Origin of the sequence: Stenotrophomonas sp. 1278 (assembly GCF_029892765.1) — a bacterium.
Taxonomy (GTDB): Bacteria; Pseudomonadota; Gammaproteobacteria; order Xanthomonadales; family Xanthomonadaceae; genus Stenotrophomonas; species Stenotrophomonas indicatrix.
Genome location: NZ_JARXWD010000001.1, coordinates 174,990 through 194,640 on the forward strand (window position 1 = coordinate 174,990; position 19,651 = coordinate 194,640).

General features: G+C 68.0%; 19 protein-coding genes. 5 read left to right on the forward strand and 14 right to left on the reverse strand.

Annotated elements, in window-relative coordinates:
* Window positions 1-57 precede the first annotated feature (57 nt).
* Window positions 58-729 carry a TraX family protein gene (locus M2299_RS00795; RefSeq protein WP_100436630.1) on the forward strand — a complete coding sequence of 224 codons (672 nt, stop codon included), beginning with the start codon at window positions 58-60 and terminating at the stop codon, window positions 727-729.
* 10 nt (window positions 730-739) lie between these two features.
* Here the strand turns inward: M2299_RS00795 and M2299_RS00800 are convergent, their stop codons facing one another.
* From M2299_RS00800 to M2299_RS00820, 5 genes are all read right to left on the reverse strand, one after another.
* Window positions 740-2,095, reverse strand: a complete 1,356-nt coding sequence (locus tag M2299_RS00800; protein ID WP_202881908.1) for an AMP-binding protein — start codon at window positions 2,093-2,095, stop codon at window positions 740-742.
* Complete coding sequence (locus tag M2299_RS00805; RefSeq protein ID WP_099842564.1) at window positions 2,092-2,673, reverse strand: hypothetical protein; 582 nt, start codon at window positions 2,671-2,673, stop codon at window positions 2,092-2,094. Before M2299_RS00805 ends, M2299_RS00800 begins: the two co-directional genes overlap by 4 nt.
* A gap of 80 nt (window positions 2,674-2,753) precedes the next feature.
* Window positions 2,754-4,550 carry a hypothetical protein gene (locus tag M2299_RS00810; protein WP_280883659.1) on the reverse strand — a complete coding sequence of 599 codons (1,797 nt, stop codon included), beginning with the start codon at window positions 4,548-4,550 and terminating at the stop codon, window positions 2,754-2,756.
* The gene (locus M2299_RS00815; RefSeq protein WP_280883660.1) at window positions 4,547-5,524 is read right to left on the reverse strand and encodes a hypothetical protein; all 978 of its coding nucleotides are present in this window, start codon (window positions 5,522-5,524) and stop codon (window positions 4,547-4,549) included. The genes M2299_RS00810 and M2299_RS00815 overlap by 4 nt, the downstream gene beginning before the upstream one ends.
* A 2-nt stretch (window positions 5,525-5,526) precedes the next feature.
* Window positions 5,527-7,107, reverse strand: coding sequence for an AAA family ATPase (locus M2299_RS00820; RefSeq protein ID WP_280883661.1), 1,581 nt, complete (start codon window positions 7,105-7,107; stop codon window positions 5,527-5,529).
* A 268-nt stretch (window positions 7,108-7,375) separates the two neighbouring features.
* Here M2299_RS00820 and M2299_RS00825 point away from each other — a divergent pair, with 268 nt between their 5' ends.
* The 4 genes from M2299_RS00825 (at window position 7,376) to xth (ending at window position 10,402) form a co-directional block, all read left to right on the forward strand.
* The gene (locus M2299_RS00825; RefSeq protein WP_025874446.1) at window positions 7,376-7,876 is read left to right on the forward strand and encodes a hypothetical protein; all 501 of its coding nucleotides are present in this window, start codon (window positions 7,376-7,378) and stop codon (window positions 7,874-7,876) included.
* 1 nt (window position 7,877) lies between these two features.
* Window positions 7,878-8,354, forward strand: coding sequence for a hypothetical protein (locus M2299_RS00830; protein WP_051501603.1), 477 nt, complete (start codon window positions 7,878-7,880; stop codon window positions 8,352-8,354).
* 65 nt (window positions 8,355-8,419) lie between these two features.
* On the forward strand, window positions 8,420-9,532 hold the full coding sequence (locus M2299_RS00835; RefSeq protein WP_099842561.1) for a crosslink repair DNA glycosylase YcaQ family protein: 1,113 nt from the start codon (window positions 8,420-8,422) through the stop codon (window positions 9,530-9,532).
* A gap of 78 nt (window positions 9,533-9,610) precedes the next feature.
* On the forward strand, window positions 9,611-10,402 hold the full coding sequence (gene xth, locus M2299_RS00840) for an exodeoxyribonuclease III (RefSeq protein WP_100436366.1): 792 nt from the start codon (window positions 9,611-9,613) through the stop codon (window positions 10,400-10,402).
* Here the strand turns inward: xth and M2299_RS00845 are convergent.
* The 9 genes from M2299_RS00845 to paoA form a co-directional block, all read right to left on the reverse strand.
* On the reverse strand, window positions 10,399-12,117 hold the full coding sequence (locus tag M2299_RS00845) for a PAS domain S-box protein (protein WP_100436365.1): 1,719 nt from the start codon (window positions 12,115-12,117) through the stop codon (window positions 10,399-10,401). The two genes, xth and M2299_RS00845, sit on opposite strands and share 4 nt — an antisense overlap.
* Window positions 12,118-12,187: 70 nt before the next feature.
* A complete protein-coding gene (locus tag M2299_RS00850; protein WP_025874451.1) occupies window positions 12,188-12,382 on the reverse strand; it encodes a hypothetical protein in 195 nt (64 codons plus the stop codon).
* Window positions 12,379-13,014 carry a DNA-3-methyladenine glycosylase gene (locus M2299_RS00855; RefSeq protein ID WP_033831185.1) on the reverse strand — a complete coding sequence of 212 codons (636 nt, stop codon included), beginning with the start codon at window positions 13,012-13,014 and terminating at the stop codon, window positions 12,379-12,381. The genes M2299_RS00850 and M2299_RS00855 overlap by 4 nt, the downstream gene beginning before the upstream one ends.
* A gap of 70 nt (window positions 13,015-13,084) precedes the next feature.
* Complete coding sequence (locus M2299_RS00860; RefSeq protein WP_100436362.1) at window positions 13,085-14,035, reverse strand: cation diffusion facilitator family transporter; 951 nt, start codon at window positions 14,033-14,035, stop codon at window positions 13,085-13,087.
* Window positions 14,036-14,149: 114 nt separating this feature from the next.
* Window positions 14,150-14,746, reverse strand: a complete 597-nt coding sequence (locus tag M2299_RS00865; protein WP_280883662.1) for a nucleotidyltransferase family protein — start codon at window positions 14,744-14,746, stop codon at window positions 14,150-14,152.
* Complete coding sequence (locus tag M2299_RS00870) at window positions 14,743-15,735, reverse strand: XdhC/CoxI family protein (protein WP_280883663.1); 993 nt, start codon at window positions 15,733-15,735, stop codon at window positions 14,743-14,745. The genes M2299_RS00865 and M2299_RS00870 overlap by 4 nt, the downstream gene beginning before the upstream one ends.
* Window positions 15,732-17,933, reverse strand: a complete 2,202-nt coding sequence (gene paoC / locus M2299_RS00875) for an aldehyde oxidoreductase molybdenum-binding subunit PaoC (RefSeq protein WP_280883664.1) — start codon at window positions 17,931-17,933, stop codon at window positions 15,732-15,734. Before paoC ends, M2299_RS00870 begins: the two co-directional genes overlap by 4 nt.
* On the reverse strand, window positions 17,930-18,886 hold the full coding sequence (locus M2299_RS00880; RefSeq protein ID WP_223485648.1) for a xanthine dehydrogenase family protein subunit M: 957 nt from the start codon (window positions 18,884-18,886) through the stop codon (window positions 17,930-17,932). The genes paoC and M2299_RS00880 overlap by 4 nt, the downstream gene beginning before the upstream one ends.
* Entirely contained in the window at window positions 18,883-19,527 is a 645-nt protein-coding gene (gene paoA / locus M2299_RS00885; RefSeq protein ID WP_032974655.1) for an aldehyde dehydrogenase iron-sulfur subunit PaoA, read from the reverse strand. Before paoA ends, M2299_RS00880 begins: the two co-directional genes overlap by 4 nt.
* Window positions 19,528-19,651 lie beyond the last annotated feature (124 nt).

The window sequence follows — 19,651 nt, forward strand, 5'->3', positions numbered from 1 at the left end:
GGTAAGGCCGCCGATTCCTGGCGATATCGACCCTGCAGGACGCAGAGGATGGATGGCATGAGCGCGCAGGACGTCGCTGCACGATACTCCCCGGCGCGCAGCGCCCTCGGCAGCGGCGCCCGCGAGCTGCTGAAGTGGCTCGCGCTGCTGTCGATGACCGGCGATCATGTCGCCAAAGTGGTTTTCGGCGGCTATGTACCGGTGGTCAGCGAGCTGGGGCGCATCGCCTTCCCGCTGTTCGCACTGGTGATGGCCTGCAACCTCGCGCAACCGGATGCGGACCTGCGCAAGTCGATCCGCCGGCTCGGGATGTGGGGGCTGGTCGCGCAACCCTTCCATGTGCTGGCCTTCGGCTACTGGCTGCCGCTGAACATCCTGTTGACCTTCGGCCTGGCCGCTGTAGCGGTGCACGCGCTGGCCAATAACCGGCAACTGTTGCTGCTGGTGGCGGGTGGGCTGCTGCCGTTCTTCGTGGATTACCAATGGGTGGGCGTGGCATTCGTGATGCTGGGCTGGATCGCATTCCGCCACCGGGCCTACTGGCTGCTGGCGTTCGGATTCGGTGGGCTGTGCTGGGTCAATGGCAATGGATGGGCATTGCTGGCCATCCCGCTGGCGCTGGCGGCCGCGCCCGTGCAGTGGCGGCTGCCACGATGGCGCTGGGCGTTCTACGTCTACTACGTGGCGCACCTGGCGGTGCTGGCCGCCTATGCGCACTGGCTGCGCTGACGCAGGGCACTCATCGCGGCGGCGAACTGCTCCCGGCTACGTCGCTGGAGTACTGCAGAACCTTGTCTTCGCGCTGCAGCGCAATGACATCCACCGGCTGTCCTCGCAACACCGCGCGCAGGCAGCGGATCGCCTCGGCGGAGTAGCCCAGCTCTGCAGGTGGCAACGACAATGCAACGCGGCCATCGCTGTGCTGATGCACCACGTATCGTGACAACGGCAGCGCAGCCAGCGCATGGGTCAGGTCGATGTTGTTGATCCACTGCTGGTCGGCGGTCAGATAGCGTACCGGACGTCGCCCCTGCAGGCCGACGATCATCGGCGTATCGCCGGCCATGGCCAGCGCGCCGCGGTCGCCGGTGCGGTAGCGCAGCAGCGGCAGGCAGAAGTTGAATCCGCCGCTGAGCGTGATCTCACCGATCTCCCCGGGCGGCAACGGTGCCCCGTCGGGCCCGAGAATTTCCACATACATGCGCGGCTGCAGCAGTACGTGGCCGCCGGCTGCATCGTCATACACGGCCAGCGGGCCCGCTTCGTTCATCGAATACAGATCGAGCACCGCGCAGCCAAAGCGCGCGGCCAGGGCCTGGCGCAGGCCCGGAGACAGCGCCATCGATACCGACAGCAGCGCCTGCGGCCGGTGCCGTACGGGCAATTCCAGCAGCGCTGCGAAGGAAATCGGATCGCCGGCGATCACTTCCGGCTGCATCTGGTCGATGTAGCGTGCGCGGTCCTCAGGATGGCGCCAGTCATCGGGATGCAGGTTGATCTTGGCCAGGCCGGATTCGTCCATCGTCGGTGTCACCGAAACATAGGTGAAGCACCGCTGCTGCATGCCCAGCAACATCACCCCCATCTGGCCGCGGCCGTGCGCCAGGGTGATGCCGAAGCGCTGCAAGGCGCGCTTGTGATGGGCCAGATAGCGTGCCGCCACCACCGGATGCGATGGCAGTACCAGTGGATGGCCGGTGGTGCCGGTGGTGCGGAAATTGATCATCCGCTCCAGCGGTACCGGGTCTGGCACGAAACGGGCGATGTCCGCTGCGAGGTCGCCACGGTGGACCGGTGCAATGTCGGTGAAGGAAGCTGGCATCGCCTGCGCGCGGTAGTACGGCACCTGCGCAAACACCTCGGTGACATGCGCCTGCAGCCACGGTGGCGGTTGATCTGGCGTCCACTCGAAGCGCGCGCAGGCGATCTCCCGTTCGTAGCCACGCAATGCCGTCACCTCATCGGCAAGCAGGCGGTTGCCGCTGGCATTGCGGAAGATCGGCGCCGCCGGGTGCTCGCGCATCTGCTGCAGCATCGCCAGGCCCGCCGCGCTCAGCGTGGGATAGCGATCGGCATCGGTCGGCTCGCGGCTCACTCGCGGGTCCACTTGTCCGCAGACTCTTCGGCCGCCTTGCGCGCCAAGGCCTCGCGGATGGCACGCGCGCGCGCTTCAGCGGCGCGGCTGGCATCGAGCAGGCGCTGCCGTTCCACGCCGCTGACCCGGGCCAGGCGATCGGTCGCCTGGGCCGCTGTTTCACCCTGCGGCAGCAGGCCCAGCCGGGCCACCACGGTACGCACCAGTTCTTCGCGGCGCTCCGGATCGAACACGAACCGGTCTGCGCTGGTACTGGCCGCCAGCGCTGGCACTGCTTCGGCGAACAGGGGCATCCACGCCTCCGGGGCGATAGCCAGTGCATTCCAGTACGCATCTGCCATCAGCCATGCGGTCACCGCTGAAAGCGAGAGCTGGTTTGCATCCACGCCGGCCAGATCACCCGACAGCGTTGCCCGCAGTGCAGGGGGCAGGTGCAGCGAGCGTGCGGCAAACACATCGCCCACCACCGCCGCGACGTGCAGCCGACCGCTGCCGGCGCGGCGCGGTGGCTCGAGGAAATCGGGCGGCATGTCCAGCAGGCGCCGCAGCAGAACGTCAAGGGAGGGGCCGGAGAGCATGGTCAGGTTCCAGACTTGGCATATAGCTGGGTGGAAGGGCAATCGTCAGAGGTGCGCGGGCGCAAGGCAGAGCACGATCATCACTGCACGCGCATGCCGCCAGGGCCGTAGTGCTGCTGGCTGAAGGCGCGCGCGAACTGCAGCAGGTCGGCCATGTCGCGCACCACATGGATGTTCCATCCCGCGTCGCGTGCGCGCAGCAGATCGCCGGTCCATCCCGCGTTGCCGGCATTGGCGATGCGGGACGGCAGCGGGCTGAACAGGTTCAGTGCCATGGTGCCGCCACCGCCGGCCACACGCAGCGCTTTGGCGGCCACGTCCCAGCCGCTGTTGCCGCGCTCATCCTTGTCGAACATCGTGGTGATGCCGTCGTCGGAGATGTGCAGGATATGCACCGCCCGTGCATGCGGCGGACGCTCTGCGTAGGTGTCACGCAACCGGTGGATCGGAAACGCGGTGGCGCCACCGAAATAGCCGGTAAGCACCTTGAGGATGTCGTCTTCCGAACGCACGAAGCCGTCGGTGTGCAGGTGCTGCCCGGTGCCGCTCCACAGCGTGGCCTGTACGCGTGCACCCACGCGCAGCGCCGACAGCGCGATGATGGCGCCGGCCAGGGTCAGGAACGAGGTCCATGCCTGCGGGTTGGGCATCGAACCAGAACTGTCCACGTACAGATCCAGGTCCACCGGTTCGACAGCGGGTTCACGGCCGGGTGCCAGCCCGTGCACACGCTGTACCGTCGTCAGCCCGGGAATCACATGGGGTGACTGCAGCACCGATTGCAGCCAGTCCACTGCGTCCAGTGCATCGCCGGCTTCCCAGGGCTGCAGCCCCTCCGGCAGCGGCTCCTGGGCCTGCGGCTGCGGCCGCGACGGATAGCGGATCAGGTGTGGCAGCGCGCGCTCGCGGTAGTAACGCACGGCGATCTGATGGTCATCCAGGTCCAGGCCGGCCGCGCGCAGGATCTGCCCGTACTCGAACGGCTCGCGCATCTGTCCTGCAGAGTGCGCAGGGTCCCCAGCGAGCGCATCCGCAGGCAGATCGCTCTTCTGCGGTGCGCCGCCGCCGCGCTCATCGCCGGTGATGCGTGGGTCGGATGCAGGGTGCGGCGCCGGCGCCAGCTCGTCGTCCTCCAGTTGCCCAAGGCCGACCGGTTGGCTTCCCTGGCCGGCGTGCCGGGTATCCATCAGGGCATCCACCCGCGCATCCTGCTGTGATTCCAGCAGCCAGGGCAGCAGCAGCGTGGCGAAGCGGCCAGCGCCGATCATCCAGTCGCTGGCGTAGACGCGCACGACGCGTGCACCGAGCCAGGCATCGCCCTGCAATGCGCTGTCGTCGGTCGAGCCCCCCAGCGTGCCGCGCGGCTGCTGCCACAGTTCCTCGTAGATGCCCATGTACAGCTGCCAGACCGGCGAGCTGGCCTGCGCCGGTTGTCCGGCCAGGCGTCGATAGATCGCATCCATGCGCAGCCCGCTCTGGCGCTGCAGGCGATCGTTGATGAGCAGGTCGGTGTAGAGGTTGGCGACCATCGGTGCATGCGCTTCCAGCGTCGGCAGCGCACGGCGGATGCGCGCCAGCAGCCGTGCATGGTCGCTGGCGGTGGCAGGCGCCAGCACGTGGTGGCCGATCTCGTGGGCGAGGATCTCCAGCGCGTAGGGTTGCAGCTGCAGGCGCTGTACTTCTTCCAGGTCGATGACGATGCGCTGGTCGGCGAGGCGGATGGCCGCGAAGCTGCCGGTCAGGCCCTCGGCGGCCGCCTGCATGCGCGAATGGCACAGCTTCGGGTCCTGCAGCCGGGTGAAACGGCTCCATGTGGCCAGTGCCTGTGGCCAGGCCTCGCGCCAGGGCTGCAGCGGATCAGCGACCGGGGCACTCATTGGGGTGGCAACACGTGCACATGGTGCGACCACGGCGAGAACAGGGCGATGCCCGACGCACCGGAGACGGCACACAGGTCGTCCTTGGACAACGCCGGCGCCATCCACTGCACGCCCAAGCGGGCGGTCACATCCGGCGCCGGTCCGCTGCTGCTGCCCGCTGCGTATTCGGCGGCGCTGGCAGGCAGCAGGACGGCACCGAAGGCATCGGCGAGCAGCAGGAAGTACCCGCCTGCACTTTCGACCACGAAGCCCTCGGTCGCTGCACGAACCTGTGGCGGTGCCGGAAACGCGCCGTCCAGGCCGCTGAAGCTGCCGACACGATGCCCGCGCAGGTCGACGCTGCCCTGCCGCGGATTCCACCAGCGGTCCTGCTCAAGCTGGACCCGGACCGAGGCCAGATCACCCGCATCGATGCCCAGCACGGCGGCGACCGTATTCGTGGGCAGGGCATCGATACGGGCAAGGGCAGGGCGGCGCAGCTGCACCATCCCCGCCTGCCAGGCACAGAGCGCCCCGATGTCGCGCAGTTCCGGCAAGGATGTACACCCGCCTGCATGCGCGGCCATCGCATCGATCCACTGCGCGACGCGAACGTCCGGACTGGCGCCCAGCCGCACCACCGCATTGCTGATGGTGCCGAGGGTCTCGCGCGGAGCGTGGGCCAGCAACGGGGCGAGGGCCGGGGCCAGCGAGCGCCAGGCCTGCTCGACCCACGGGAGACGCGCCTTCGGGCCGGCATGGCCCTGCGCCACCAGCTCCAGACCGATCTCGAAGGCGGCCTCGCACGTGCTCTGCGTTGCCGACGGGTGGTGGCGCTGGATGGCCTGGCAGAGGGGGTCGATGGTCTGGATGACGAACGCGCTGAAGGCGGCCATGTCCAGGCCGGGCCAGCGGTGGCGGGCATCGGCCACGGCCTGGTTCAGCACGGAACGGCGCGCGGCCAGCAGCTCGGCGAGAACGGCGGAAACCACGATCAGCGTGCCCGCAGCCAATGCAGGTAGTTGGTGTAGCGCTGGTGCAGGTACTTCAGCTTCAGCAGGTCGTCGTACAGATGGCCGTACAGCTTGCGTCCCTTCACCCGTTCGTCCACCAGACGCTCGATGCGGGTCAGGCGCTTGCGCGTTTCCGTCTCGGTCATCCCATCCAGGCCCTGCTGGAACTGTGCCGACAGCTCGCCCACCGGATCGTCGCGATCCAGATCCAGCTGGTCATATTCGGCATTGGAGGCATCGAGCAGCCAGCGCAGCCAGCTGAGCCGATCGCTGCGATAGGGCGCATTCTCCGGCAGGGCGAAGAAGGGAGCATCAAGATCCGGTTGCAGCTTGTCGTTCAGCACGAAGGGCAGTACCTGGCGCACATCCTCCAGGGCAACGGCAGGGCTGCCGCGGAAGTACGCCATGGCCTTGGCGAACATCAGCAGGGTCATCAGGTTGCGCACCGACAGGCCGTTGCGGGTCTGGCAACCCAGGTCCTTCATGCGATCGCGGCCGCTGTCGGCAGCGGTTGCCTGCGCCCATTCGGTGCCGGCCAGGCGCACGGTATCCTTGGTCAGGTACTCGAACTGGGCGCCGGCGGTTTCCATCAGCTCGAACTGGCTGCTGAAGAATTCGATGCGGCGGCGCACGTCCTGCGGTACGTCGACCGCGCGGATCTCCTGCAGCAGCTGGTCGCCCTCGGCCTCGCTGAAGATGATGTCACGCGGCACGACCTCTTCCGGGCGGATGTCCTGCTCGATGCGCAGCAGCATCTCTTCCAGGAACCGCGGGTTGAATGCCAGTGCCTGCACCACCACGTCGATGCGGTCGCGCAGGGCTTCGATCACCTGGTAGGTACCGCCGCCGCGATCATCATTGGCGGTCAGGTACCAGGCCGATTCCGGGCATTCGTAGACGTGGTTGAGGATCTCGGCGTAGTTGTCGCCCATCACCGTCAGCAGCGCGCTCTGCGTGCGGGTGGGAATGCGGTTGTATTCGTCGATGATCTTCACCCGCATCCCCAGCCATGACCGCCAGGCAATGCGGATGTCCGCCATGTCCTGCGCGGCCACCAGGTCGGCGGGCAGGGGGTTGCCGAGCAGATCGGCGATGGTCATCTGCGGGTGCCCGTGCTGCATCGCCCGGCGCACCTCGCGGACCGGATAGCCGGCCAGGACGCCCATCAGGATCGCGCTGGCGGTCTTGCCGCGCCCTGGCCCACCCACGAACAGGCACTTGCGGCGGGTGGCGAAGGTCAGCAGCGGCAGCAGCACGTAACTGGAATAGCTCTGCGCCGATGGCAGGGTCAGCGGCCGCCGTGTGTCACCCACCGCGAACGAGGCGGAGGGGCCTTCGTGGTACTCGATGTCGTAGTGCGGGCTGATGATCGCGTTGTTGACGATCCAGAAGTAGGCCTGGCGCAGTTTCTCGTCCAGCCGCAGCGGCGCGGCGGCTGCATCGTCCTGCAGGCGCACCGGCCCTTCGTACAGCTCGGCCACATCGAATGTGCGCGGTGTAGTGTCGGTGCGCGGGTTGGTCGGCGCCTGCGACAGGCGCTGGAACAGGTTGAACGGTGGCACGCGATTCCCTTGGCTGTGGCCTGCTGGGGAGATTGTAAGCGGCGGGCCAGCGGATCCGGTGCGCAGCGAGCGCTGGCGGTGCGGCCAGTCGCAGATCCCGAGACGCCGCTTCTAGGAATTTCCCTACGCAGTTTCGTGGACGTTTCCGATGGTTGCCTGGGTGTTCGAGGCCTAGACTGAGGCGATAGCGACACTATTGGATGGCGTGTTCTGCTGGGGAAGGCAGGCGCGCGCGATACATCCCCAGCCGGGAGCTGTTCGAGTGCACATGAAAGGATTCCTGCCGGGCGCTCTCGCCTGCGCCCTGCTGGCTGCGGCCGGTGCTGCAGGCGCGCAGACGCTGGGCGCCGCCGCCAGAGCGAGCGCCGATGGATGGATCGGGCGCGAGGCATCGCAGCTGTTGATGCAGCTGCGCGTGGATGGCGGCCGGGTGCAGATCGAGGAAGACGATGCAACGCTGGAAACACGCTACACCTGGCGCACGGTCGTACCGGCCTACACCGAGCAGGTGAAGGTGGGCGGTGGCGAGTTCCTGTACATGGAACCGACCGGTACCAGCGGCGAGCGTCCGGTGTTCGCACCGATCATCGTCGAGGACGTGCACCATGCCGAGCAACACCGCTGCGACATCACCTACATCGCCGACCGTGATGGCGTGGTACGGCGCTGGCAGCACCGCGGGCCCCATTGCGATACCGATATCGTCGGCCCGGACGCGCGTCGCCCAGGCAGGTCAACCCCGACCGCTTCCCGCAACCAAGGACACTGACATGAGACAGCACACCCCCTTCCGTGTTGCCGGACTGCTGGCCCTGGCGATCGGCGCATCACTGTTGATGCCGACGGCCTGGGCCAAGCCTCGGCATGGGGTGGTCGAAGACATGCAGCCGATCGAGAATCGAGGCGAGGATACCTCCGAACGCACCAAGCGCGGTCGCAGCATCGGCGAGCGGCTGGGCAAGATCGGCGGTGTTCTGGCGGGTGTCGGCCTCAGCAGTGCCGGGCAGACCGAAGCAGGCTATGTGGTCACCAATGTCGCCGCCAACAGTGGCGACAAGATCGGTGGCTCCATCGGCGAGAAGATCGCCGGCGAAGGCCCCACCACCCGCTACATGGTGAAGGTGCGCCTGGACGAGGGTCGTGTGCTGTCAACCACGCAGTTGCGTGAACAGGTCGCAGGCCTGCAGGTCGGCAGCCGGGTCATCGTGGACGGCACCGGTGACGATGCCCGTATCGTGGCCGAGTAAGGCCAGGCGCGCCTTGCGCGGATGACGTCCTGCAGCGGGGCAGCCGGCAGTCCTACAATCGGCCCATGCCGACCTCGCCGACCCTCGATGATCTGCGCCGCTACGCCGTAGCCCGCACGCTGTTCACGCCTACCACGTTGCTGACAGCGATCCGTCGGCTGGGCTTCGTGCAGGCCGACCCCATCCGTGCGCCCGCACGCGCCCAGGACCTGACCCTGCGGCACCGGGTGAAGGGCTACCGGGCCGGGGATCTGGAGCGCCGCTACAGCCGACTGCCGATCGAGGAAGACTTCCTGGTCAACTACGGCTTCCTGCCGCGTGAACACCTGTCCCTGATGCATCCCCGGGTGTCCCGCAGGCCATGGGACGCGAGCACGCGGCGCAAGGCGGCCGACGTGCTGGCGTTCGTGCAGGAGCGGGGTGCGGTGCATCCGCGCGAAGTCGACCAGGCGTTCGCGCATGGCCGGGTGACCAACTACTGGGGCGGCACCAGCAATGCCAGCACCCACCTGCTGGATGGCATGCACTATCGCGGCATGCTGCGCATCCATCGTCGTGACAGCGGTACCCGCATCTATGCGGTTGCGGCACATGCCCCGGCCGATGGCGGCAAGGCCGCACGCCTGCAGCGTGCCACCGCACTGATCGATCTGGTGGTGCGCAAGTACGCGCCGTTGCCTTCGGCGAGCCTCACCTATCTGGCGCGGCTGCTGGGCTACGGCGCACCGCATCTGGCGGAGGAGATCCAGCAGGCACTGCGGTTGGCGCGCGAGCAGCTGGCGGGCTGCAGCATCGATGGAACCACCTGGTACTGGCCGGCCGACGAGAACCCCCGTTCGCGGAGATACCAGGCCGATGAACAGGTGCGGCTGCTCGCACCGTTCGATCCGGTGGCCTGGGATCGGCGACGGTTCGAACTGCTCTGGGGCTGGGTGTACCGGTTCGAGGCCTACACCCCGGCGGCCAAGCGTCGCTTCGGCTACTACGCGCTGCCGCTGTTGTGGCGCGACCAGGTGATCGGCTGGGCCAATGTCGCGGCGAAGGATGGGCAGCTGCAGCCCAGCTTCGGTTATGTCGACGGCAGCGCACCAAGGGACGTGGCATTCAGCAATGCGCTGGAGGACGAGCTGGAGCGGATGGCGAACTTCCTGCCAGGGACGGGCCCGGCAACGCCGTGATCCTGCGTGCGGCGTCCTCCACGCTGCCTGCATGCCGCCTCGCCAATACTGCAGACCCGCCGCTCGGGTACTTCCGCAATGGCTCGCCGCAAGACACTGCGCATTGCCACGTTCAACGTCAATGGCATCGGCACGCGCTTGCCGCATCTGCTGTCCTGGTTGCAGCGTGAAGCGCCCGACGTGGTGGCACTGCAGGAGCTGAAGGCGGTCGATGCCGCCTTTCCAGTCGACGCGCTGGAGCGGGCAGGGTATGGCGCGCTGTGGCTGGGTGAGGCGCGCTGGAACGGGGTGGCGATACTGGCCCGCGATGCCATGCCGATCGAAAGCCGGCGTCGCCTGCCCGGCGAACCGGCCGATACGCAGAGCCGGTACCTGGAAGCTGGTGTGCATGGCGTTGTGGTTGCGGCGCTGTACCTGCCCAACGGCAATCCCCAGCCGGGGCTGAAGTTCGACTACAAGCTGCGATGGATGCAGCGGCTGATCCGCCATGCGCGCACCCTGGTCGATCTTCCGCACCCGGCACTGTTGCTGGGGGATTTCAATGTCATTCCAGACGACGAGGATGTGTACGACCCGGCCTCGTGGCGGCGCGATGCGCTCATGCAGCCGGAGGTCCGCGATGCCTTCCAGCAGCTGCTGGCGCAGGGGTGGACCGACGCCCTGCGCGCGGTTCATGGCGACCAGCGCATCTACACCTTCTGGGACTATTTCCGCCAGCACGCCGAACGCGATCGCGGCCTGCGCATCGATCATCTGCTGCTGAACCCGGTACTGGCCAAAGGGCTTGAGGATGCCGGTGTCGATCGTTGGGTGCGGCTGCAGGAGAAGGCCAGCGATCATGCCCCTGTGTGGGTCACCGTTACCCGCTAGTCGGCGCTGCCCGGCGGACGCATCTCGCGACGTACCCTGGCCCGCGTGCGATACAGCCGGCTGTCGGCCTTGTGGATGGTTTCCGCCACGGGTTCGCCGGGGACGTTGACGGCGGCGCCCATCGAGAACGCGGTGGGAGCACGCGCGGCGTTGCCCGCATACCAGGCTTCCAGCGCAGCCAGCCGCCCGGCCGCCGGTTCGATCAGCGCCACCAAGAACTCGTCTCCGCCCAACCGCACTGCCGCCTCATTGGCCTGCAGCGGCGCGCGCAGGAAGTCGGCGAACTCGACCAGCACCGTGTCGCCACGACGGTGCCCCAGGGTGTCGTTGACCTGTTTGAAGTGATCCAGGTCGAACACCAGGCAGGCCCACGACCGTGAGGCGACGTCGTCGAGCCGATGCAGGTACCGGCGGTTGTGGCACTGGGTCAGCGGATCCTTCAGCGACAGTTCGCGCAAGCGCTCTTCCTGCAGGCGCAGCGCGGTCACGTCCTGGGCGTGGCCGAGCACAAACGGGGGATGGGTCTCGGTGTCCAGTACGTTGTTGTAGGCCCAGTAGCGGCGGGTGCCATCGGCGGCGAGCAGTTCGATCACGCCTGCGTCGGTATGGTTGGCTTCGATGCGCCGCAGGTAGGCCTTGAACGCCTCGCGCTTTTCCGGCGGCATCACGTCGCACAGGCTGCGGCCAACCATCTCGCTTTCCGGGTAGCCCAGCGACTGCACGGCTGCCGGATTCACCGATGTCACGGTGCCGTCCAGCGTGTGCGTGCAGATCAGGCCCAGGCTGTAGTGGAAGAGACGGCGATAACGCACCTCGCTGGCTTCCAGCGCGTCCACCACCGCGCGTTCTTCGGTGATGTCCTGGATGGCACCGACCAGCCGTGGCAGGCCCTCCACCTGTTGCCGGGTGCCCACCACGCGGGTCCAGATGCTGCGGCCATCGGCGGTGGTCATCGGCAGCTGCACTTCCCAGGGCGTGCCCTGTTCGGTGCAGCGCTGCACCGCCGCCTGGATGATGCTGCGGCTGTCCGGACGATAGAACGACAAGGCCGATTCGAATGTCGGCTGGTAGCTGGAACGCACGCCGTGGATCTGCTTGGTCTCGCGCGTCCAGCGCACTTCGCGGGTGGCCAGCTCCAGCTCCCAGCCGCCGACCTTGGCGGCAGTGTTGGTACGTTCCAGGAAGTCCTCGCTGCGCTTGAGATCGCGATGCAGCGCCTGTGCCTGGTCGATCTGCCGCAACAGCGCACTGCGCTGCTCCAGCACCTGGGTGGTAACCCGGCCAAGATGGACCATCAGCTCACGTTGCGACGGTGACAGCACGCCAGGCAGGGTGTCGAGCAGGCACAGCGTGCCGATGCGCGCGCCATGGGCAGTGGCCAAAGGGATGCCGGCATAGTGGCGCACCCTGGGCCCGGCGGTGACCAACGGGTTGTGGGCGAAGCGCGGATCCTGCCGCGCATCCGGAATCTCCAGCAGCGCGTCCTGTTCGATGGCGTAGGTACAGAACGAGATGGAGCGCGGCGTTTCGCTGACATCGCCCAGGCCGATGCTGGATTTGAACCATTGCCGTTGTTCGGCAACGATGGAGACCAGGCCGATGGGCATGCCGGTGGCGGCGCGCGCGGCGGCGACGATGGCATCGAACACCGGCTCGGGCGGCGTATCGAGCACGCCCAGCCGTTCGATTTCGCGAAGTCGGGTGGCCTCATCCATGGCTGTCCACGCTAGTACCCGGTCTGTTAGCGCCCTGCGTACGGCAGTGACGCCGTCGTGATGCGCCCGCTCATGGCTGTTGCAGGGACGCCTGCAGGGCGCTGGCCAACGCGGCGTCCCCGGAGACGAGGTCTTCCCAGCGCAGCTCCAGGCCCTTCCGCCGTCCCTTCTCGACCAGCTTCAGTCCGCTCGGGTCCAGGGTCAGCGTATAGGCCTGGCCGGCGATGGTCAGTTCACGGCGCAGCGGTTTGTCGAGAGGTGTCATCGGGGGCTCCTTCGCGTTGAGGCACGGGCAGGGCGCACTGAAACGTGACGATGATCGCGAACATGCCAGCGCCAAGGAAAATCCACTGCCCGGGTGATGCCGATGCGTGGGCCTACCACCGGATCATCGGGGGGCCGCGTGCCGTCATCCACGAGGGTGATGCCGTGGCTGGCGGTGACCAGATCGGCGCCATCAACGCGCCGGTCCAGGCCGAACGCCTGCGACAGTTTGCCGGGACCGCTGGCGAGGTCGTGATCGTGGCGGGCAGCTGGCCGCAGCGGGTACATCCGTTCCTGTCCGGCAACCGGCTCTGCCGCGCGCAGCAGTACCGCAACACCCTCGCCGACCTCGCCGCAGACCACATTGCTGCCCCAGTGCATGCCGTAGGTGAAATACACGTACAGGTGCCCGGCCTCGCCAAACATGCTGGCGTTGCGTGCGGTTCTGCCACGATACGAATGGGCAGCCGGATCCTCACTGCCGGCGTAGGCTTCGACTTCGACGATACGCGCTGCACGGCCGTCGCTGCGCACCAGCAGCTTGTTGAGCAGGTCCGGTGCAACCACCGTCGACGGGCGCCGGTAGAAGGTGCGGGGTATCGGTATCCAGGTATCCGGCAGCCAATCCATCATGTTGCGGCAGTGCTCGCTTCCCAAGCCTGCTTCAGTGTGGCGTGCAGCGGGTGAAGCCGCCGCCATTGATTCACTCCGGGTCAGCCAGCGCCGCGCGCCGTCTGGCGAAGACTTCCGGCGTCTGCGGTTTCACGAACAGCGCCACCAGTTCCGGGAACTCCTGCTTCACCGCACCCTCGATGCGGGTGATGCAGGCTTCGATCTGCGGGGTGGTGCGGTCGTCCTCGAATTCGGCACTGAGCATGGCCACCACCTGCTCCGGGCCCATCTGCATGGTGGTCACGCCATTGGCACGGCGCAGGTCCGGATCGGTCACGGCCACCGCCATGATGCGTTGGGCAACGGCCGGGTGCGCAGGTTCGCCTACCAGCAGGCCCTTGGTTTCCCGCGCCAGCAGGAATGCGGTCAGCGCCAGCACGCCGGCAATGCACAACGAGGCGACCCCATCCAGTATCGGCATTTCCAGCAGCTGCGCGGCCAGCAACCCGACCAGGGCAAAGCCGAGGCCGAGCAGGGCGGCACTGTCCTCCAGCAGTACGGTGAAGGTGGAGGGGTCCTTGCTGCGGCGGAACGCCTCGAAATAGCCCAGCGTGCCCTTGCTGCGCCGGAACTCGCGCAGTGCAACCCACCAGGAGGCGCCTTCGAACAGGATGGAAATGCCCAGCACGCTGTAGCTGATGGCGTGGTTGGTGGCCGGTTCCGGCTGGCGGATGTGCTGGATGCCCTCATAGGCCGACACCCCGGCGCCGGCGGCAAAGACCAGCAGGGCGACGATGAAGCTCCAGAAGTACAGCTCGCGGCCGTAGCCGAACGGGTGCAGGGTGTCGGGAGCCTTTTCGGCACGGCGCAGACCGTACAGCAGCAGCACCTCGTTGAGGGTATCGACCAGCGAATGCACGCCTTCGCTGAGCATCGCCGAACTGCCGGACAGGCCGGCGGCGATGAACTTGGCAACGGCGATGGCGAGGTTGCCGGCCAGCGCGGCGTAGATGACAAGGCGGGAGCCTGAGGGTGCGGCCATGTGCGGGAACGCTGGCAGGTAGCGGGCGCTCCATCCTGCGCGGCGGAGCGTCCGCGCAGCGTGTATGCCGAGCGCCCGCGCAGCGCGGCCTGGCCAGTTCAACTGCCGCCGCCCTCAGGCGGACGCAGGATCCAGCCAGCCGAGCGCGCGCGCGCGGCGCAGGTCTTCGGGGGTATCGATATCGCATTCCAGCCCGGCGCCGGAGCAGCGCGCAATGCCTTCGGTCTGCCGCAGCCGCCGGCCAAATCCCCCGTCTGCAGGTTGCGGTCCTGTGCCGGCAAACCAAGTGCCCGGCACCACCGCCGGCACGCCGATGGTGTCGCCCAGTACCGTGGCCGCGCAGCCGGACGGCGCAGCGGTTGCCGCGCCCAGCAGCGCACGCAGGTGCTCCACGCGCAGCGTCGGTTGATCGCAGATCATCACCAGCACCCTGGCGGCGCTGTGCACGTGGGTAGCGGCCAGCGACAGGCTGCCGCCGATGCCGAGCCCGGGGTTGGGATTGCGCAGCCGCTGTGCCGGCAGACCGTGCAGTTCTTCTTCGAAGCGGGGGTGCTGGGGCAGTACCACCACCAGCGTGTCCGGCAAGGTTTCCAGCGCCAGCCGCACGCTGCGTCGCAACAGCGTCTCTCCGCCCGCGCGCAGCAGCTGCTTGGGCTGCCCCAGGCGCTGGCTGCACCCGGCTGCGAGCACCACGGCCGCATGCCCGGTCATGGCGTGGCCAGGGGCGTTCCGTGCCGCCATGCCTGCAGCTGCGCGGCAATGCTCAAGGCAATCGCTTCGGGACCACGTCCGCCCAGGGGCAGGCCGATCGGTGAGCGCAGGCGCGGTTCCAGCGCACGGCGCGTATGGGTATCCAGTACGCTGAAAAGGTCGTCCTTGCGACGGCGTGGCCCCAACAGCCCGATGAAGGGCACGCGCGAGCCTGCCAGCCGTTCGAGCGCGTCACGGTCGAGCTCGAAATTGTGATGCATCACGAGTGCGGCATCGGCCGCGCCGGCGGCAGCTGAAGAAGAATACGAACCAGCGGCAAGGGGCAGGTGCTCGCGCCAACGGGGTCGCGGCTCCTCGACATGCGCGCACCAGCCCAGCTGGTCCAGCAGGGGTAGCAGAAGCGCGGCCTCCGGGCCTGCTCCGTGCACGTGCACGACAGGCGACCGGTGCCACTGCAGCCGCCAGCGGTGGCTGCCGTCCAGCGGCTGCAGGGCGGCCGGGGGCACCGTGCGGGTGAAGGTGAAGCCGGCGCAGCGGGCGTCCAGCCGGCCATCAGCCTGCAGTGCCAGGTGCAGCGTGTGCGGCCCTTGCAGCCACGCATCGAGAAGCTGTTCGATGCCGCCGAGCTGCGGCAACGGAAGCAGTGCCAGCCACTGGCGACCCCGGCATCCGGTGGCATTGCCGGAGAACAGCGCAGCGTCGTCTCGGCTGTCGATCTCCATCCATGCAATGCGCCCGGCATCCACCGCGTTGGCGGCCTGTCGCGCCAGCTCCGGTTCCAGGCAGCCGCCACTCAGCCAGCCCACCTGTCGACCCGGTTCGAACAGCGCACAGGTGCCCGCGCGGCTGTAGCTGGACCCTTCCGTCTGCAGCACCACTGCCAACGCAGCCGGACGACGGGCTCGCGCCGCGTCGGCGGCAGCCTGCAGCACCGGGCGCGGGTTGCCACCGTCCAGATCCAACGGGGCAGGGTGCAGCGCACTGGTCATGCGATGTCCGGCAGGCCGGCGAGCAGCTTGTCCAGGGTCAGTGGATAGTCGCGCACGCGGATTCCGGTCGCGTTGTACACCGCGTTGGCCACTGCCGCGCTTACGCCGCACAGGCCCAGCTCGCCAACGCCCTTGGCCTTCATCGGCGACGACACCGCATCGCTTTCATCGAGGAACACCACCTCCTGGTGCGGCACGTCGGCATGTACGGGTACTTCGTAGCCGGCCAGGTCATGATTGACGAAGAACCCCAGCCGCCGATCCACCACCAGTTCCTCCGACAGCGCTGCGCCGATGCCCATCGTCATCGCGCCGATCACCTGGCTGCGCGCGGTCTTCGGGTTGAGGATGCGGCCGGCTGCGCACACGGCCAGCATGCGGCGGATCCGGCTTTCGCCCGAGGCCACATCCACGCCCACCTCGACGAAATGCGCGGCGAAGGTGGATTGCTGGTACTTCTCCTGCAGCGTGTCGAACTCGATGCTGTCTTCGGCCACCAGCTCGCCGGCCTGAGCGGCATCGGCAAGGGCGCGGCTGCGGCCCCCTGCGGTCACCCTGCCGGCTTCGAACTGCGCTGCCGCCGGGTCCATTCCCAGCGCCTGCGCGACCTTCGTACGCAGTGCCATGCATGCGGCGTAGACGCCTGCGGTGGAGCTGTTGGCGCCCCACTGGCCACCGGAACCGGCAGCCACGGGATAACGGGAATCGCCCAGCTTGACCGTGACCTGCTGCAACGGAACGCCGAGCATTTCCGCGGCCGTCTGGCCGATGATGGTGTAGCTGCCGGTGCCGATGTCGGTCATGTCGGTTTCCACGGTGACCTGGCCATCAGCGGCCAGGCGCACGCGTGCGCCGGATTTCATCACCAGGTTGTTGCGGAAGCCTGCGGCCACGCCCATGCCGACCAGCCAGCGCCCATCGCGCACGGCGCCCGGGGTGACGCTGCGCCGCTGCCAGCCGAACCGTTCGGCGCCCGTGCGCAGGCACTGCACCAGCTGCCGCTGTGAAAAGGGGCGCTCGGGATTGGACGGGTCGACCTGGGTGTCGTTGCGGATACGGAATTCGATCGGGTCCAGGCCGAGCTTGATGGCCATTTCGTCCATGGCGATTTCCAGCGCCATCAGTCCCGGCGTTTCGCCCGGCGCGCGCATGGCATTGCCTTCGGGCAGGTCGAGGGTGGCCAGGCGCAGTGCGGCCAAGCGGTTGGGCCCCGCATACAGCAAGCGGGTCTGCTGCACCGCTTCCTCCGGCGAGCCGCCTGGCAGGTTGCCCGACCATGATTCGTGACCGATGGCGGTCAGGCTTCCTTCCGGCGTTGCGCCCAGCCGGATGCGCTGCAGCGTGGCCGGGCGGTGCGTGGTGTTGTTGGCGATCAGCGGCCGCTGCAGGGCCACTTTCACCGGCCGCTTGGCAGCGCGTGCGGCGAGCGCAGCCAGCAGCGCATCGGAGCGCAGGAACAGCTTTCCGCCAAAGCCGCCGCCGATGTAGGGCGACAACAGCCGCACCTTGTCCTTGGCGATGCCCAGGGTGCGGGCCAGATCGGTGCGGCCCCAGTCGATCATCTGGTTGGAGGTCCACACCGTCAGCTGGTCGCCTTCCCAGGCGGCCATCGTCGCGTGCGGCTCCATCATTGCGTGCGACTGGTCCGGGGTGTGGTAGGTCGCATCGAGCGTAACCGCCGCCTGGCTGAAGGCCTTCTCGAAATCGCCGACGCGCGCATCGGGCTCCGGCGTCTGCAGGGAAGCGCCTGCCTGCTTGGCGTCGGCCAGATCGAAGTGGCCGCGCTGCGGGGCATAGCGGATGCGGATCTGTCCGGCCGCAGCCCGGGCCTGTTCGAACGTTTCGGCCACCACCACCGCCAGTGCCTGGTGATAGTGGTGCACCTTCGGACCACCCAGCAGCGGCGCGGCGTTGCGCTTGACCGGATGCAGCGGGCCGGCGGTGTCGGCGGTGACGATGGCCAGAACGCCGGGCGAGCGCCGCGCTGCGTCCAGCTCCATGCGGGTCACGGTGCCGGTGGCAATGCCCGCCCCGACCACCACGCCATAGGCGGGGGCGGACGGGGTGGCGTCATGCCATTCGTGTGCGTAGGTGGCCTTGCCGGTGACCTTCAACGGGCCGTCGATGCGATCGTGCGGCTTGCCGATGACGGTCTGCGCATCGATCGGATTGCGGCCTGCGGGGGTGTCGAATTTCATGCCTCGGCCCTCACGTCCTGCAGGATGGAAGCCAATGTGCGTTCGGCCAGCGCCAGTTTGAAGGCGTTCTGTGCGGTGGGCGCAGCACCCTGCAGCAGCACCGACATCACGGCGCCGGCGCCCTGCGGCAGGGCCGCATCGGCCGCAGCGCTGTGCCACGGCTTGTGCGCGACACCGCCAAGGGCGATCCGGCCGCTGCCGTCGGGCCGCAGGATCGCCGCCACCGACACCAGGGCGAACGCATACGATGCACGGTCGCGTACCTTCCGGTACACGTGCACGCCACCCGGGGGCGGCGGCAGGATCACGGCGGCGATCAGCTCGCCCTTGTCCAGCACGGTGTCGATATGCGGCGTACGGCCAGGAGCGCGATACAGGGCGTCCAGCGTGATGTTCCGGCGCGATCCGTCGGCGCGGACGGTCTCCACCGATGCATCCAGCGCCATCATCGCCACCGCCATGTCGCTGGGATGGGTGGCGATGCAGTGCTCGCTGGCACCGATCACGGCCAATTGCCGGCTGAAACCTTCGCGCGCGCCGCAGCCACTGCCGGGCAGCCGCTTGTTGCAGGGCTGTGCGGTGTCGTAGAAATAGGGGCAGCGGGTGCGTTGCAGCAGGTTGCCGGCGGTGGTGGCCTTGTTGCGCAGTTGACCCGATGCGCCGGACACCAGTGCGCGGGTCAGCACCGCATAGTCGCGCCGGATGCGCCGGTCGGCCGCCAGATCGGTATTGCGTACCAGCGCGCCGACGCGCAGGCCTCCCTCGCTGGTGGGCTCGATGGTGTCCAGGTCCAGCCCGTTGACGTCGATCAGGTGGGCGGGCGTCTCGATCTCCAGTTTCATCAGGTCCAGCAGGTTGGTGCCGCCGGCAATGAACCGAGCGCCCTGGGTACGCGCCGCTGCCGCTGCCGCCTCGGCGGGAGACCGGGCGCGCTCGTAGCTGAAAGCTCTCATGCGCTGGCCTCCCCGACGTCCTGGATGGCCTCGATGATGTTGGAATAGGCACCGCACCGGCAGATGTTGCCGCTCATGCGCTCGCGCAGTTCTTCGGCAGTGAAGGCGCTGGGCGCGTCCAACGCGGCGCTGACGTGGCTCGGTATGCCGGCCTTGATTTCCTGCAGCACGGCGACGGCCGAGCAGATCTGCCCCGGGGTGCAGTAGCCGCACTGGAAACCGTCATGCTTGACGAAGGCCGCCTGCATCGCGTGCAGCCGGTCTGGCGTGCCGAGGCCTTCGATGGTGGTGATCTTCGCGCCCTGGTGCATCACCGCCAGCGTCAGGCAGGCATTGATGCGCCGGCCGTCCACCAGCACGGTGCAGGCACCGCACTGGCCGTGGTCGCAGCCCTTCTTGCTGCCGGTCAGGTGCAGGTGCTCACGCAGGGCGTCGAGCAGGGTGACGCGGGTGTCCAGCCGCAGCGATCGCGCTGTTCCGTTGACCTCGAAGTCCACCTGCATCAGTTCCGGTGCCCGTGCACCGGTCCGGTCCGGCTCCGCCGCAGCGACCACCGCAGGCAGGGCCATGGTGGTGGCCGATCCCGCGCTCAACTTCAGCAGTTCCCGGCGCGAAAGGGGAAGGTGTGACGGTGGGCTCATCGTGGCTCCTCGCTGGCTGCGGCAGGCTGGCTGGCGGATTCAATGCCGGGACAGCATGGCGGTGCCGCGGTAGGCATGCGGTGAAGCATGACCCGGTCGCGCATTCATCCGCTGCCGGCTGCGG